This is a genomic window from Achromobacter sp. D7-1, from assembly GCF_059760445.1.
The window spans coordinates 1-14,982 of the sequence record NZ_JCBAMT010000057.1; the positions used below are offsets into that span (position 1 = coordinate 1).

Annotated in this window: 16 protein-coding genes; 3 read left to right on the top strand and 13 right to left on the bottom strand. The window is 66.0% G+C overall.

Annotation, left to right across the window (positions count from 1 at the left end):
* Window positions 1–446: 446 nt before the first annotated feature.
* A complete protein-coding gene (locus AC6LKD_RS21835; protein ID WP_041654407.1) occupies window positions 447–818 on the top strand; it encodes a glyoxalase superfamily protein in 372 nt (123 codons plus the stop codon).
* Here AC6LKD_RS21835 and AC6LKD_RS21840 read toward each other — a convergent pair.
* From AC6LKD_RS21840 to gtdA, 12 genes are all read right to left on the bottom strand, one after another.
* Complete coding sequence (locus tag AC6LKD_RS21840) at window positions 815–1,507, bottom strand: ABC transporter ATP-binding protein (RefSeq protein ID WP_492274097.1); 693 nt, start codon at window positions 1,505–1,507, stop codon at window positions 815–817. The genes AC6LKD_RS21835 and AC6LKD_RS21840 overlap by 4 nt on opposite strands.
* Window positions 1,507–2,259 carry an ABC transporter ATP-binding protein gene (locus AC6LKD_RS21845; RefSeq protein WP_498117429.1) on the bottom strand — a complete coding sequence of 251 codons (753 nt, stop codon included), beginning with the start codon at window positions 2,257–2,259 and terminating at the stop codon, window positions 1,507–1,509. Before AC6LKD_RS21845 ends, AC6LKD_RS21840 begins: the two co-directional genes overlap by 1 nt.
* Window positions 2,252–3,220 carry a branched-chain amino acid ABC transporter permease gene (locus tag AC6LKD_RS21850; protein ID WP_498117430.1) on the bottom strand — a complete coding sequence of 323 codons (969 nt, stop codon included), beginning with the start codon at window positions 3,218–3,220 and terminating at the stop codon, window positions 2,252–2,254. The genes AC6LKD_RS21845 and AC6LKD_RS21850 overlap by 8 nt, the downstream gene beginning before the upstream one ends.
* An 11-nt stretch (window positions 3,221–3,231) precedes the next feature.
* Complete coding sequence (locus AC6LKD_RS21855; RefSeq protein WP_013396492.1) at window positions 3,232–4,146, bottom strand: branched-chain amino acid ABC transporter permease; 915 nt, start codon at window positions 4,144–4,146, stop codon at window positions 3,232–3,234.
* Between the two features lie 67 nt (window positions 4,147–4,213).
* Window positions 4,214–5,389: an ABC transporter substrate-binding protein gene (locus AC6LKD_RS21860; RefSeq protein WP_013396491.1), complete on the bottom strand. Its 1,176-nt coding sequence runs from the start codon at window positions 5,387–5,389 to the stop codon at window positions 4,214–4,216.
* Between the two features lie 29 nt (window positions 5,390–5,418).
* Window positions 5,419–6,630 (bottom strand): 3-hydroxybenzoate 6-monooxygenase, encoded by a 1,212-nt coding sequence (locus tag AC6LKD_RS21865; RefSeq protein WP_498117431.1) that lies wholly within the window; start codon window positions 6,628–6,630, stop codon window positions 5,419–5,421.
* Between the two features lie 18 nt (window positions 6,631–6,648).
* On the bottom strand, window positions 6,649–8,001 hold the full coding sequence (locus tag AC6LKD_RS21870) for an FAD-dependent oxidoreductase (protein ID WP_498117432.1): 1,353 nt from the start codon (window positions 7,999–8,001) through the stop codon (window positions 6,649–6,651).
* 45 nt (window positions 8,002–8,046) lie between these two features.
* Complete coding sequence (locus AC6LKD_RS21875; RefSeq protein WP_013396488.1) at window positions 8,047–9,036, bottom strand: Bug family tripartite tricarboxylate transporter substrate binding protein; 990 nt, start codon at window positions 9,034–9,036, stop codon at window positions 8,047–8,049.
* Window positions 9,029–9,412 (bottom strand): chorismate mutase, encoded by a 384-nt coding sequence (locus AC6LKD_RS21880; protein WP_498117433.1) that lies wholly within the window; start codon window positions 9,410–9,412, stop codon window positions 9,029–9,031. Before AC6LKD_RS21880 ends, AC6LKD_RS21875 begins: the two co-directional genes overlap by 8 nt.
* Window positions 9,409–10,047 carry a maleylacetoacetate isomerase gene (gene maiA / locus AC6LKD_RS21885; protein WP_013396486.1) on the bottom strand — a complete coding sequence of 213 codons (639 nt, stop codon included), beginning with the start codon at window positions 10,045–10,047 and terminating at the stop codon, window positions 9,409–9,411. The genes AC6LKD_RS21880 and maiA overlap by 4 nt, the downstream gene beginning before the upstream one ends.
* Window positions 10,048–10,064: 17 nt before the next feature.
* Window positions 10,065–10,763, bottom strand: coding sequence for a fumarylacetoacetate hydrolase family protein (locus AC6LKD_RS21890; RefSeq protein WP_013396485.1), 699 nt, complete (start codon window positions 10,761–10,763; stop codon window positions 10,065–10,067).
* A 77-nt stretch (window positions 10,764–10,840) separates the two neighbouring features.
* Window positions 10,841–11,893, bottom strand: coding sequence for a gentisate 1,2-dioxygenase (gtdA, locus tag AC6LKD_RS21895; protein ID WP_498117434.1), 1,053 nt, complete (start codon window positions 11,891–11,893; stop codon window positions 10,841–10,843).
* Window positions 11,894–12,060: 167 nt separating this feature from the next.
* Here gtdA and AC6LKD_RS21900 point away from each other — a divergent pair, with 167 nt between their 5' ends.
* Together AC6LKD_RS21900 and AC6LKD_RS21905 are read left to right on the top strand one after the other, a co-directional pair.
* Window positions 12,061–12,996 carry a LysR substrate-binding domain-containing protein gene (locus tag AC6LKD_RS21900; RefSeq protein ID WP_013396483.1) on the top strand — a complete coding sequence of 312 codons (936 nt, stop codon included), beginning with the start codon at window positions 12,061–12,063 and terminating at the stop codon, window positions 12,994–12,996.
* Window positions 12,996–13,553: a hypothetical protein gene (locus tag AC6LKD_RS21905; protein WP_498117435.1), complete on the top strand. Its 558-nt coding sequence runs from the start codon at window positions 12,996–12,998 to the stop codon at window positions 13,551–13,553. Before AC6LKD_RS21900 ends, AC6LKD_RS21905 begins: the two co-directional genes overlap by 1 nt.
* Before the next feature lie 54 nt (window positions 13,554–13,607).
* Here the strand turns inward: AC6LKD_RS21905 and AC6LKD_RS21910 are convergent, their stop codons facing one another.
* Window positions 13,608–14,891 carry an IS256 family transposase gene (locus AC6LKD_RS21910; RefSeq protein WP_498117436.1) on the bottom strand — a complete coding sequence of 428 codons (1,284 nt, stop codon included), beginning with the start codon at window positions 14,889–14,891 and terminating at the stop codon, window positions 13,608–13,610.
* Between the last annotated feature and the right edge of the window lie 91 nt (window positions 14,892–14,982).

The window sequence follows — 14,982 nt, forward strand, 5'->3', positions numbered from 1 at the left end:
GTGCGGGGCTGCGATTGCGGTCCGGAGCGTTCGCTCCGGACTTCCCCTTCGTCATCTTCGTCACCGCCTGCGGCGGTTCCTTCAGATTCCCTCGGGCTTATCGATGCCCCGCACACCGCGGGCCGCCGACGCGACGGGCTCTGGCGGTTGAAACTTGACGTCAGCGGGGGCGATTGGCGTTCTTCTGGTTCTTGCCGATGTCTGTGTGGGGTGGCGTGTCTTGCGGGGCCCGCCCCAGGCCGGCCGCGCGGGCGGCCTTTTGGGGCTTACGCGGTGGCTTGCGTCGTGGTGTTGCCTGGCGCGTCGTGCGTATCGTGAAGGCCGTGAAGGCCGTGCAGGTGTAGGTGCCGGGGCTCGGTCGGGGTTCGTTTTTTCTTGTTGCTGTCTCCGCCGAACGCGTCCCGTGATCTATGCTGATAGTCCTCCACCTATCGCCGAGGGCCGTCATGCACCTACAAGCTGCCATTCCCATCCTGCGCATTTTCTCCGTGGAGAAGGCGCGCGAGTTCTATCTGGATTTCCTGGGGTTCGAGTGGGACTGGGAGCATCGCTTCGAGCCGGGCATGCCGCTGTACGCGCAAGTGCATCGCGGTGACCTGACGCTGCACCTGAGCGAACACCACGGCGATGCCACGCCCGGGTCCGCGGTGTTCGTGCGGATGCGGGGCGTGGATGAGTTTCATGCCGAGGTGAACGCCAAGGGCTATGGCTATATGCGGCCCGGCGTGGAAGAGATGCCGTGGGGGCGGGTGATGGCGGTCATCGACCCGTTCGGGAATCGGTTGAGCTTCTGCGAATCGTCCGACCAGACGCCCTAGACGCCCAGGTAGCGCTGCGCCAGTTCCGGCTGCGCGGCGAGTTCCGCGGGGCTGCCTTGCCAGACGACGCGGCCTTTTTCGAGGACGTGGTGGCGGTCGACGAGCGTGGCCATTTCCTTCAGGTTCTTGTCGATTACCAGGATGGTCTGGCCTTCTTCCTTCAGGCGGCGCAGGCAGTTCCAGATTTCCTGGCGGATGAGCGGCGCGAGGCCCTCGGTGGCTTCGTCCAGGATGAGCAGGCGCGGGTTGATGAGCAGGGCGCGGCCGACGGCCAGCATTTGCTGTTCGCCGCCGGACAGGGTGCGGGCGGATTGGGCGCGGCGTTCCTTCAGGCGGGGGAACAGGTCGAAGACACGGCCGACGTGCCAGCCGGCGCGGGTATTGCGGGCGGTGGCGATCAGGTTTTCTTCCACCGATAGCGAGCCAAAGACGCGGCGGCCCTCGGGTACCAGGCCTATGCCCAATTGGGCGATGCGGTGCGGGGCGTGGCCTTCTATGGGCTGGCCGTCGAGCAGGATGCTGCCGCCCTGCGTGGGCAGCATGCCCATGATGGTTTTCACGGTAGTGGTCTTGCCCATGCCGTTGCGCCCGATCAGGGATACGACCTGCCGTGTGGCGATGTCCAGGTCCACACCGAACAGCACTTTGCTGGCGCCGTAGCCGCCCTGCAGTTGTTTGACTTGCAGCATCAGTCCTCCTCGCCCAGATAGGCGGCGCGTACGTCGGGGTGGCGGCGCACCTCGTCGGGCGTGCCAGTGAAGATCGTTCTGCCGTAGACCAGCACGGTGATGCGGTCGGCCAGGGCGAAGACGGCGTCCATGTCGTGTTCGACCAGCAGGATGGCGTAACGTCCCTTCAGCTCTTGCAGCAGCGCGGTCATGCGTTGTGATTCTTCGGCGCCCATGCCGGCCATGGGTTCGTCCAGCAACAGCAACGAGGCATCGAGCGATAGCGCCATCGCCAGTTCCAGCTGGCGCTTTTCGCCGTGCGCCAGTTCCGATACCCGCACGTGGGCGCGACCGCCCAGGCCGACGCGTTCCAGCGCCTCTCTGGCGGGCTGCCGCAGCTGGGGCTGGCGGCGGGCGTTTTTCCACAGATTGAAGCCGCCTGGGCTGTGCGCCTGCACTGCCATGGCGACATTGTCCTCGGCGGTGAAGGCGGGATAGAGCTGGCTGATCTGGAACGAGCGCGCCAGCCCGGCCGCGGGCCGCTTGTGGGCGGGCATGCGGGTGATGTCGTGGCCGTCCAGCAGGATGGCGCCCGCGTCGGGCAGGATTTCGCCGCTGATCTGCGACAGCAGCGTGGTCTTGCCCGCGCCGTTGGGGCCGATGAGCGCGTGCAGTTCGCCGGGGCGGACCTGCAGGTTGACGCCTTGCGTCGCGCGTACCGCGCCGAAGGCTTTTTGCAGGTCGCGGATTTCCAGCTTGGGGTGATCAGTCATGATGTTTGCCTCCCACCAGCCAGCCATAGACGCCGCGCTTGCCGAACAGCACTACCAGCACCAGCACCGGTCCCAGGATCAGCATCCAGTGTTCGGTCCACGCGGTGGCGACCTGTTCCAGGCCCAGGTACACGGCCACGCCCAGCACGGGGCCGAAGATCGAGCCCATGCCGCCCAGGATCACCATGGCCATGAGTTCGCCGGACTTCTGCCAGGCCGACATGTCGGGGCTGACGAAGAGCGCATAGTTGGCCCACAGCGCGCCCGCCAGGCCGGTGCCCGCGGCTGACAGCACGAAGGCGGTGAGCCGGTAGCGCAGCGGCGCGAAGCCCAACCCGATGCTGCGCCGCGGGTTCTGCTTGATGCTCTGCAGCGCCATGCCGAAGGGCGAGTTGACGATGCGGCGGCATGCCAGCACCCAGGCTGTCATGAGCGCCAGGCAGACGTAGTAGAAAGTGGTGGGACTGTTCATGTCCAGGCCGGGCAGGGTGTTGCGCGCGTCGATGGACAGGCCGTCGTCGCCGCCATAGACCATCAGGCCGACCAGGATGAAGTACAGCATCTGCCCGAAGGCCAGCGTGATCATGATGAACTGCACGCCCGAGGTTCGCAGCGACAGGAAGCCGACTACCAGGCCCGCCAGCGCGGCGCTGGCGACTGCCAGCGGCCACATGACCAACGCGGCGTTGCTGCCGCTCCAGCCGAACAGCGTGTCGCCCTGGGCCAGGTGAAAGCCCGCGATGCCGATGACGTAGCCGCCCAGTCCGAAGAAGGCCGCATGGCCGAAGCTGACCATGGCGCCGTAGCCCAGGATCAGGTCCAGGCTGACGGCGGCGATGGCGTAGATGAGGAAGCGGGTCATCAGGTTGATCAGGAAGCTCTCGCCGGTGGCCGACGCGATGGCCGGCACCAGGGCGAACAGCAGCAGTCCGATCGTGTTGACGATGATTTTTCTGCTCATGGGTGTCGTCCTTATCGCTGCGCCGGCACCAGGCCGCGCGGCTTGAACAGCAGCACGATGGCCATCAGGATGTAGATGCTGGCCGAGACCAGGCTGGAGCTTGCCGAATCCGACAGCTCGGGCGGCAGCAGCCGCGACATCCAGAACGGAATGTAGGCGCGGCCCAGCGCATCGGTCATGCCTATCATCAGCGAACCGACCAGCGCGCCGCGCACCGAACCCACGCCGCCCACCACGATGACCACGAAGGTGGTGATGAGGATGCGTTCGCCCATGCCTATTTCCACCGCCAGCAGCGGCGCGGCCATCACGCCCGCGAAGCCGCAGAGCAGGGCGCCCAGCGTGAAGATCAAGGTGAACAGACGCTGGATGTTCACGCCCAGCGCGTCGACCATTTCGCCGTCGTCGGCGCCGGCGCGTACCAGCATGCCGACGCGCGTGCGGGAGATCAGCAGCCACAGCCCCAACGCCACCAGCACGCCGGCGCCGATGAAGGCCAGCCGCATCAGGGGATAGTTCAGGCCTGGCAGGATCTCCACGGAACCCGACAGGAACGGCGGGATGTCCATGAAGGGCGGGCTGCGGCCGAACAGCACCGTGACCATCTCATTCGTGAACAATGTCAGGCCCAGCGTGGCTAGCACCTGGTCCAGGTGGTCGCGGCGGTACAGATGGCGGATCACCAGCAGTTCCACCACCAGGCCATAAAGCGCCGCGCCAGCCAACGCCGCCAGCAACGCGGCAGCGAAGGACCCGGTAGCGGCGGCCGCGCTGGCGGCGCAGAACGCGCCGACCATGTAGAACGAGCCGTGCGTCAGGTTGATGACGTTCATGATGCCGAACACCAGCGTCAGGCCGGCCGACAACAGGAACAGCAAAGCGCTGTACTGCAGGCCGTTGAGGACCTGCTCCAGGAACATCAGCATGGGGACTCCTTGTGGAGTGAGCCGGCAGCCGGCGGACTGCGTGCAATCCGCCCGGCGCGGCGCGGACTTACATCTTGCAGTCGACGGCGTGCACGTCGGTGTGGTCGCGGGCGATGACCTTCAGGTTCTTGTAGACCAGCTTGCCGTCGGGGCCGGCTTCGATGTGCAGCAGGTACCAGTCCTGGATCGGGTGCTGGTTGGGGCCGAACTTGAACTTGCCGCGCACGCTGGGGAAATCGGCACGGCGCAGCGCGTTGCGGAAGTCGTCGGCGCGGCCAGTGATGTCGCCATTCACGGCTTTCAGCGCCGAGCCGATCAGGTTGGCGGTGTCGTAGGCCTGCGCCGCATAGGCGGTGGGCGCGCGGTTATAGGCTTTGGTGAAGGCGTCGACGAAATGCTTGCTTTGCGGATTGTCCAGGTCCGCGCTCCACAGCGAGCTCAGGTAGAAGCCTTTGCCGGCGTTGCCGGTCGCGGCCAGCATGCGGTCATCCATCGAGTAGATGGGCGTGATCATGCGGATCTTGTCGGCCAGGCCAGAGTTGGCGAACTGCTTGGTTAGATTGATGCCGGCGCCGCCCGGATGGAACTGGAAGATGGCGTCGGGATTGAGCGAGCGGATGCGCGCCAGCTCCACCGAAAAGTCGGCCTGCTCCAGCTTGGTGTAGATCTCGTCGGCGATCTCGCCCTTGTAGGTGCGCTTGAAGCCGGCGACGGCATCGCGTCCGGCCTGGTAGTTGGGCGCCATGATGACCACGCGCTTGGCGCCCAGTTCATTGGCGGCCAGGCCAGCGGTGTCGGCGTAGGAGTCGTTCTGGAACGCCACCGAGAAGTAGTTCGGGTTGCAGGCCTTGCCGGCATAGTTGGAGGGGCCTGCGTTCAGGCTGACGTAGAACGCGCCCGCGTTCAGCACGGTCGGGCCGACGGCCGCCATGACGTTGGAGAAGTTGATGCCGGTGAACAGTCGCACGCCGCCCTGCACCATCTTGTCGGCGATTTGCTTGGCGTTGGCGGGTTTGAGCGCGTCGTCCTCCACGCGCACGTTGACCGGCACGCCGCCCAGCTTGCCGCCGCCTTCCTTTACGGCCAGCATGAAGGCGTCGCGCTCGTCTTCGCCGATGTAGCCGGCGGGCGTGGACAGGGTGCCGATGAAGCCGATGTCCACCGGCTTCTGCTGCGCGCCGGCCGCGAACGCGGTCAGCGCAAGCACGAGGGCGGCGCTGCCGCGGATTGCGGTTTTTCTCATGGTTGTCTCCTTGGGTGCCTGCATTTTTTCTATTGAGAGGATTGCCCCGCGAGGCAGTTTTCCACCTTCCAGCCGTACAGCCACTGCAACGCGTCGTAGAACTGGGACTGGCTGCGGCCGGTCCACAGCATGTTGCGCACGGTGCGTTCGACGCCCCGCGCGTGATACAGCCTGCCCATCTCCCGCGTGGACCACACTACGCGCGCGCTGCGCGGGATGCGGACCGATTCGTACAGGCGGAATGCGGCCTCCAGGTCGTGCCCGCAATGCTTCACGGCCTCGCCCAGCGTCACCGCGTCTTCCAGCGCCATGCAGGCGCCCTGGGCCATGTACTGCGTCATGGGATGCGCGGCGTCACCCAGGATGGTGACCCGGCCCTGGCCCCAGCGTTCCACGGGTTCGCGGTCGGCGGTAGCCCAGCGCTTCCAGGACGTGGGGCGGTCCAGCATCTGGTGCGGACGCGGGTGGATGCCCTGGAAGTAGGACAGCACCTCTTCCTTGCTGCCCTCGCGCACGCCCCATTCTTCCTGTTCGCGGCTATGGAAAGTCACCACCAGGTTGTATTGCTGGCCGCCGCGCAAGGGGTAGTGCACCAGATGGCAGTGCGGGCCGGCCCACAGCACGGGGGCGTTGATGCGCAGTTCCTCGGGCATGTTGTCGCGCTCGACCACCGCGCGGTACACCACGTGGCCCGTCACGCGCGCCGGGTCGCCCACCATGCGCTCGCGGATCACGGACTTCACGCCGTCCGCGCCCACCACCGCGTCGGCGCGGTAGCGGTTGCCCTGCGTGTCGACCACTTCCACACCCTTGTCGTCCTGCGACATGGAGGCGATCTGGGTAGAGGTGCGAAAGCTGATCAGCGGATTCTGCTGCACGGCTTCCAGGATGGACAGGTGGATGTCGGCGCGATGGATCACGGCATAGGGGCCGCCGAAGCGCTCGCGGAAGCCCTCGCCGGTATCGATGCGCACCACCTCCTTGGCGTCCACCGCGTCCATCATGATGATGTGGTCGGTGAACACGGCGCGGCTGCGCGCGGTCTGGCCCACGCCCAGGGCGTCCAATGCCGCGAAGGCATTGGGGCCGAGCTGGATGCCCGCGCCGATCTCGCCGATGTGGGCAGCCTGTTCCAGCAGCTGCACCGCGATGCCTTGCCGGGTCAGCACAAGTGCGGCGGCCAGACCGCCTATGCCGCCTCCCACCACGATGACCGATTTTCCTGTCTGCGTTGCGTTCATGTGTGGCCTCCGCGCCATTTAGTCCTGGCCGCCCAGGAACACGCCTTGCTTCACCAGTTGCGCCTGCAGGGCGGGGATGGGGACGTCGCCCGGCGCGATGCCGGCGCGCAGCGCCATCGCGGCGGCCGTGCCCGCCGCCTCGCCCATGACGAAGCAGCTGCCGCTGACACGCGCGGCCGACTGGCCTTCGTGCGTCATGGAGGCGCAGCGTCCCGCTACCAGCACGTTGCCGGCCACGCCGTGCGCGCGCCTGGGCACCATCATGCGGAACGGCAGCTGGTTGTAGCCGCGCGATTCCGGGATGGGCGGCCAGAGCCATTGCACGTCGCCGGCCGTGTGCATTTCCAGTGGCCAGCCGTTGACGCCAATGCTGTCCGGAAAGTCGGCACAGCCCAGCACGTCGTCCTTGCTCAGCATGGCTTCGCCCACGATGCGGCGCGTCTCGCGTATGCCCAGCTGCGGGGCGATGTCCAGCACGTAGGCATTTTCGAAACCCGGCACCTTGGCGCGCAGGAAGGCCAGGTACTGCACGATCTGGCGACGGCCTTCGAGCTCGCCGGCGGACAGGGAATTGGCGTCGGTGCCGTCGGCCGCGCTGCCGTCGGCGTTGGCCAGCTGGGTCACGTTGACCCGCCATTCGTAGTCGTGCTTTTGCGGGCGCACGATGGCGCCGCGGCGCGGGAAGGTGAATTCGCCGCTGGCCGCGGCCTCGTCCATCAGCTGCGGGATGGTCTTCCAGGCTTCCTGGGCGCGGGCGCCGTCGACGTTGCCGACCTTGAACATCAGCGTGGGATAGAGCATGCCGCCGTGCTCGTCGCCCTTCTCGAAGGGCAGGCCGCCCCACTGCGCGATGTCGGCGTCGCCCGAGCAATCGATGAAGATCCTGCCGCGCACGGCGCAGCGGCCGGACTTGGTTTCCAGGAACAGCGCGTCGACGCTGCCGTCCGCGCCGCGGGCTACGCCGGTAGCCAGGGCATGGAACAGTACCTGGGCGCCGCTGGCCTGGACCAGTCCGTCGGCGGCGCACTTGAAGGCCGAGATGTCGTAGGCCTGGGCGTGGATCTTGCCCAGGATCAGATGCGGATCGTTCAGCCCGTCCAGGGCGCGCATGCGGTCCAGCAATTCGTCCGTCATGCCGTGGACGACTTGCCGGATGTTGCCGCGGATGTTCGCGTGCAAGCCGCAGAAGTTGGAGACGCCGGCCGCCGTGCCCATGCCTCCCAGGAAGCCGTAGCGTTCCACCAGCAATACGCTGGCGCCGTTGCGCGCGGCGCTGGCGGCGGCCAACAGGCCGGCGGGGCCGCCGCCGAGCACGACGACGTCATACTCGCCGTAGAGCGGGACCTGGCGGGCGGGTTCGGTGATGAGCATCCGATGTTCTCCTTGCTTGGATTGCGCCGCGAGGCGGGCTGTGGGTTACTGGCCCTTGATGCCCAGCTTCTTGATCAGCGGCTCCCAGCGCTTGAGCTCGTCGTCCATGTAGGCGCGGAACTCGGCGGGCGTGGTGGCGGCGGGATCCATGAACTGCGCTTGCAGGCGCTTGGTGACCTCGGGGTCGCGGATGGCCTGGATCAGCGCATCGGACAGCTTCTTCTGGATGTCGGCCGGGACCTTGGATGAGATCACGAAGCCGATCCACGCCGAGCCTTCGATGCCTTGCACGCCGACTTCGGCCAGTGTCGGGATCTCGGGCAGCAGCGCGGAGCGCTTGGACGAGGTGACGGCCAGCGCCTTCAAGCGTCCGTCCTTGACCATGGGCATGACGGCGATCGGCGGCAGCGCGGCGAACTGCGTGTCGCCGGACAGCAGCGAGGTCAGGGCGGCGGGCGACGAAGGATAGGGCACGTGGGTGGCGCGCGCGCCGGTCTGCTGCAGCATCAGCTCCACGGCCAGGTGCGACACCGTGCCGGCGCCGGTGGACGGGAAGTTGTACTTGTCCGAGTTCTTCTTCAGCGCGTCCAGCAATTGGCCGATGTTGGCTATGCCGGCGGAGGCGGGCACGACCAGCACGTTGGGCTGGTGCACGGCCAGCGTCAGCGGCGATAGGTCGGTCGCGGGCGCATAGGGCAGCTTGTCGAACAGCAACGTGTTGTTGACCAGCGGGCCGGTGATGGACACGCCGAAGGTGTAGCCGTCGGGCTTGGCATTGGCGATGGCATAGGTGCCGATATTGCCGCTGGCGCCCGGCTTGTTCTCGATGACGATGGTCTGGCCCAGGATGGCGCCGGCCTTCTCGCCGACGATGCGCGCCACCTGGTCGGGGCTGGAGCCAGGGCCGAAGGGCACGATGGCCTTGAGCGGCTGGGCCGGCCAGGCCTGGGCTTGCGCGGCTGCGAGCGGCGTCAGAGCGGCCAGTCCCAGGATCAGTGCATGGACAGCGATACGGCGCGCGCAGGGCTTATGCATGGGTGTCTCCGACATCCTTCATGGTGTTGAAGTAGGTTTGTTCGTTGGCGATGAAGGCCGCGACCATGGCGCGGTAGGTGGCGTCCACTACCTGGTCCAGGTTGGCGAAGCCCTGGTTGTGGCGCTCGGCCAGCAGCCGCGCTTTTTCGAAGACCTGTGCCTGGCGGGCAGGGGCGCTCACCTGGAAGGCGTCGCGCTTGAAGCGCGCGGCGTCCTTCACGTACATGGCGCGTTCGGCGATCAGTCGCACGATCTGGTCGTCCAGCCGGTCGATGTTGGCGCGCACGTCCGCCAGGTTGGCGCACAGCGGGCGGTAGGACGGATCGGTGTATTCGCGCAGCGGCGCGCCCTGGGTGTCGGGTTCCTGGTGGCTCACTTGGCGTAGTCCGGTTGCTGGGTGGGAGCGGCCTGCTGGAAGGCGGGCTGCGCGTTGCAGTGTTCGTACACGCGGAGTGCGCGTGGGTAGGCGGACAGGTCGCAACCCATGCGCTGGGCGTTCGCCACCTGCGGCACCAGGCAGCAGTCCGCCAGCGTGGGCGCGTCGCCATAGCAGTAGGCGCCGTGGCCGTGGCGCACCAACAGCGCTTCCACGGCCGTCATGCCTTCGCGTATCCAGTGGTGGTACCAGGCGTTCTTCTGTTCCTCGCTGGCGCCCAGCACGTCCTGCAGATAGCGCAGGATGCGCATGTTGTTGACCGGATGGATGTCGCAGGAAATAGCGTCGGACAGCTCCAGCACGCGGGCGCGCTCCAGCGTGCCGGCCGGGATCAGGCGCGGTTCCGGATGGGTGGCGTCCAGGTAGTCGATGATGGCCAGCGACTGCGACAGTTGGGTGTCGCCGTCGATCAGCAGGGGCACTCCCGCAGAAGGATTCTTGGCCACATAGTCCGGGGCGCGCTGTTCCTGCTTGCGCAGGTTCACAGGCAGGTACTCGTAGGGCAGGCCCTTGAGCGCCAGCGCGATGCGCACGCGGTAGGAGGTGGAGCTGTTGAAAAAGCTGTGCAGTTGCATGCGGTTTCCTGGCAGGTTCACACCATCTGCACGCTGAGCGTGCCCAGGCCGTCCACACCGCCGACCATCTTGTCGCCGCGCACCACCGGACCCACGCCTTCGGGCGTGCCGGTGTAGATCAGGTCGCCGGCTTCCAGGCGGAAGTACTTGGACAGGTAGGCGACGGTCTCGGCGACGGACCAGATCAGCTTGCCGATGTCGCTTCTCTGCTTGTCGGTGCCATTGACCTGCAACCAGATGGCGGCCTGGTCGATGCCATTGACCGTAGCGGCGGGATACAAGGGGCCGATGGGGGCGCTCAGGTCAAAGGCCTTGCCCAGTTCCCAGGGCCTGCCGGCTTCGCGCATCTTCATCTGCAGGTCGCGGCGGGTCATGTCCAGGCCCACGGCATAGCCCCATACGTGTTGCAGCGCTTGTTCAACGGGGATGTTGGCGCCGCCCTTGCCGATGGCGGCGACCAGTTCGATCTCATAGTGCAGATTGGCGGTCTCGGAAGGATAGGGCAGCGACAGCGTGCTGCCTTCGGCCACCGGCACCACGGCATCGGCCGGCTTGCAGAAGAAGAACGGCGGTTCGCGGTCCGGGTCGAAGCCCATTTCGCGGGCGTGGGCGGCATAGTTGCGGCCGACGCAATAGACGCGGCGCACGGGGAAGCTGTCCTGGCTGCCAGCGACAGGCACGGCGACGGGGGCGGCGGGATCGAAGACGAAAGACATGGGTCACCTTTGATGAATGCGGGGCGGAGCCTGGCATGGCCCCGGCCTGAAACGGAAGAAGAAGGAGAGCGCCGGCTTCAGCCGACGCGCGCTTCGCGCCACACGCCCAGCGCGTCCTGCACGGGGCGGTCGGAATAGCTGAACAGGGTGGCGTCGTCCAGCGCGGCCAGCTGCACGGGCTGCCAGGATGGGGCAACGAAGACGTCGCGTGGGCCGAAATGGAATTCCTGGTCGCCGATGCGGGCGGTGCCGCGGCCCTCGACCACGCTGTAGACGGTGGAGTCGGTGCTGCGGAAGGTCTTGCCCTGGAAGCCGGCGGGCAGGAATTGCATGAAGGTCGCCATGGTCGGCATGGGATAGCCGCCGGTGGCCGGATTCAGGTAGCGCAGCTTCACGCCGTCCCAGGGGTCCAGTTCGCCATGGCGGTAGAGCTGGTCCAGCGCTTCGCGGCTGCGCTCGTAGGGGTAGTTGAAGATGGGCGAGGTGCCGCTGGCGATCTGATGGCGCACGGGCGCCATGTTGTGGCCGTAGCGCGCCATGCTGTCGCCCTCGGGGCGGGTCACGGGCTGCGTGGCCGAGGGATAGTTTTCGGCGAAGCCCGCATCCAGGAAACGCAGCAGCGGGATGTCCAGGCCGTCCAGCCACACGACGGGTTCGCCGCCTTCGGCGGTCTCGGCGTTGCCATGGTCATGCCAGGTCCAGGACGGCGTGATGATGAAGTCGCCGGGGTGCATGGTGGTGCGCTCGCCGTTGACCGCGGTATAGGCGCCGCGGCCTTCGACGATGAAGCGCAGCGCTGACTGCGTGTGGCGGTGGCTGGGTGCGATCTCGCCAGGCAGGATCAGCTGCAGGCCGGCATACAGGCTCTGGGTGATGCTGGCCTGGCCGGGCAGGCCGGGATTCTCCAGGATGAGCACGCGCCGCACGGCTTCTTCCGCCGTGATCAACGAGCCGGACGCCATGACGTCGTCGCGCACGTCCTCGTACTTCCAGATGGCGGGGACGCAACGCGGCGCGGGCTCGCGCGGCACCAGGTTGTGCAACGACTCCCAGAGGGGGGCCATGTGCTTTCTGGCGATGCGTGCGTAATAGGCGGCGCGGTCGGCGCCGGGGGTGTGGCCGTCGGGCATGCTTGTCTCCGGAATGTCCGGCTGGCGCCGGCTTCGCGTGGCCGCCGCTAGGTTCGCGGCTGGTCCTGATATGGAGACGATTATGCGTAAGGAGCTATGTGTTTTGAAATGAAATTATCTTATTATCCATATCAATAAGAATATACATAGACGAGACGAGGGCCTGCATGGACTGGACCCACCGGTTGCGCCTGCGCAATCTGAAAATGCTGCTCAGCTTGGCCCAGACCCGCAACATCAGCCATTCGGCGGCGATGCTCAACACGACGCAGCCGGGTTTGTCCAAGTGGCTGAAGGATCTGGAAGACGATATCGGGCTGCCGCTGTTCGAACGGCACGCGCGCGGCTTGCGGCCCACGCCGCATGGCGACGTGCTGATCACGCATGCCCAGCGGGTGGAAGCGCAGCTGGACCGCGCCAGCGCGGACATGGCGGCGCTGCGCGAGGGCGGCGGCGGCCGGGTGGTGATAGGCGCATCGGGGGCGTCGGCGTCAGATACGGTGCCGCTGGCGGTGATGAAGCTGCTGGAACGCATGCCGCAGGCGCGGGTGAAGCTGGTGGAGGGCACGACCGATCTGCTGCTGGCGCAGTTGGCGCAGGGCGACCTGGACATTGTGGTGGGGCGTTCCGCGCCTGAGCATCACGACCCGGCCATCCGGTTCGAGGCCTTGTACCTGGAACCCATACACCTGGTGGCGCGGCCGCGCCATCCTCTATTCGCGATCGAGCAGCCGTCCTGGCCGGATCTGCTGTCCTACCGCTGGATCCTGTGGCCCAAGGGCACGCCCATCCGCAATGCGGTGGACGCGGCGCTGGCCGCGGCGGGGCAGGCGCCGCCGCCAGACCATGTCGAATCCAATTCGGTGACCATCAATCTCACGCTGATCAACAACAGCGACATGATCGGTGTGGCTTCGCATCGGGCGGCGCTGCGGTTTTCGCAGATGCGGGCGATGCGGATCATTCCGGTGCGCCTGTCGGGCTTCGGGTCGGTGGCGATGTACTGGCGCGAGGACGCGTTCAGGCCGATTGCGGTGGAGGAGGCGATGGCGGCGTTGCGGAACACGGTGGCGGAACATGCGCCTGGCGCGGCGAGGTCTTGATGGACGCGCCGCGAGCGGGGCTGAATGCGTTGATCGCGCAGTGCCGCAAGCTGGAGGCGGCGTTGCCGCAGCAGGACGGGCCAGCCATATCGGCGGCGATGCATCGCTTCGTGGCGGATATGGATGCGCGTCGCGCGCCGCCGGGGATGTGGTCGCCGCTGGTGTTGGCGGTGCTGGTGATGACGGGCGGGTTGGGCGTGGGGATAGGCGTGCTGAGTCTGTTGCTGCGCGTGGCTGGGCCGGCGCTGGCGGCGTTTGCGCTGGTGCTGGTTTGCGCGGCGACGGCTTTGGCGTTGGCGATCGGCGTGGTGGCGTTCATGGGCGGGCACGCGTTCGGGCTGGTGGTGCTGAAGCGGCTGGCCTTGGGGTTGATCGCTGTTGGCTTTCTGGGGGTGATTGCCTGGACGCAGGGGGATGTGCGGGCTGTCGGGCCTGTGGTGGCTTTGCTGGCGGGGTTGGGGGCTTGGCTGGTGCTTAATAGCAATGGGTTTTATGTGTTTGCTGGGTATCAGATGGCTCGTCGGTATATGGAGCGTGGGGGGAGGGGCGCTCAATAGAAAAGGGAATGTCAGAAATTTTGTGTTTTAGGCATTGTTCTGACATTGCATTGTTTACTGGCTGCCCAGTTGCGGGTCGATACGGTTCCGGGTAAATCGGTCTTCGTAGAGGATGGCGAACTGCTGCATAGCCTCGGTCCAATGATGTGTGGCCGAACCCCATTTGACGGTGATGTTTCGCAGCGCCAACCAGAGCAGCTTAATCGCCGCGTCGTCGGTGGGGAAGTGGCCGCGTGTCTTGATGATTTTGCGTAGCTGCGCGTTCACGCTCTCTATCGCGTTCGTCGTGTAGATCACGCGTCGGATCGCAGGTGGGAACACGAAGAATGGGATGACGTGTTCCCAGGCGCCTTTCCAGGCCTTGACGATCAAGGGGTACTTCACGCCCCACGGGCTCTTGGCAAACTCATCGAGAGCCTGTTGTGCGGCCTCGGCGCTGACCGCAGCGTAGATCGGGCGCAACGCCGTGGCGATTGTCCGGCGTTCTTTCCAGCCTGCATAACCCAAGCTATTGCGGATCAGATGCACGATGCACGTCTGCAACGTGGTGGCCGGGAACACGACCTCCAGCGCCTGGGGCATCCCCTTTAAACCGTCAGTCACCGCGATCAGGATGTCCTGGACGCCTCGCGTTTTTAGGTCGTTGAACACCCGCATCCAGAACCTCGCGCCTTCGGTGGTCTCGATCCACAGGCCCAGAATCTCGCGTGTGCCATCGGGTAGTACACCCAACGCCAGATAGACGGCCTTGTTCTGCACCAAGCCCTCGTCGCGGATCTTGACCCGTAGCGCGTCGAAGAACACCACGGGGAACATTGGCTCCAGCGGCCGGTTCTGCCAGGTCTGCACTTTTTCCATGACCTCATCGGTCACCGAACTGATGAACTCCGGCGACACGTCGGTGCCGTACTGTTCGTCCAGAAACGCCCGGATCTCGCGCACGCTCATGCCACGGGCGTACATCGCGATGATCTTGTCATCAAAACCGGTAAACCGGCGTGCGTGCTTGGGGATCAGGATCGGCGCAAAGGTGCCGTCCCGATCCCGGGGAATATCCAGCTTCAGCGGGCCGTCATCGGTCAGCACCGTCTTGCTGCTCTTGCCGTTGCGCTGGTTGGTCGACGCCTGCGGTCGAGTTTGGCCCGCCGGGTAGCCCAGGTGTCGGCCCAGTTCGGCACCCAGAGCTCTCTCGATCAGCGCCTTCTTCAACAGCATGAACGTGTCCTGCACCGCCTCGGCTGTCATCGGCCCGGTTACAAGTTCATCGAGCAACTGCTCTGCACTGGCCGGTAGCGCCGGCGGGCTGGACTGCTTTGCGGACTTCGGATTGCGTGCCATGAGCGGTCTCCTTGAAAACCATCATAGGCCTGCACACAAAAATCCTGACACTCCCATAGAAAACGCCCTATCGTGAGCTGACTCCTGAAAG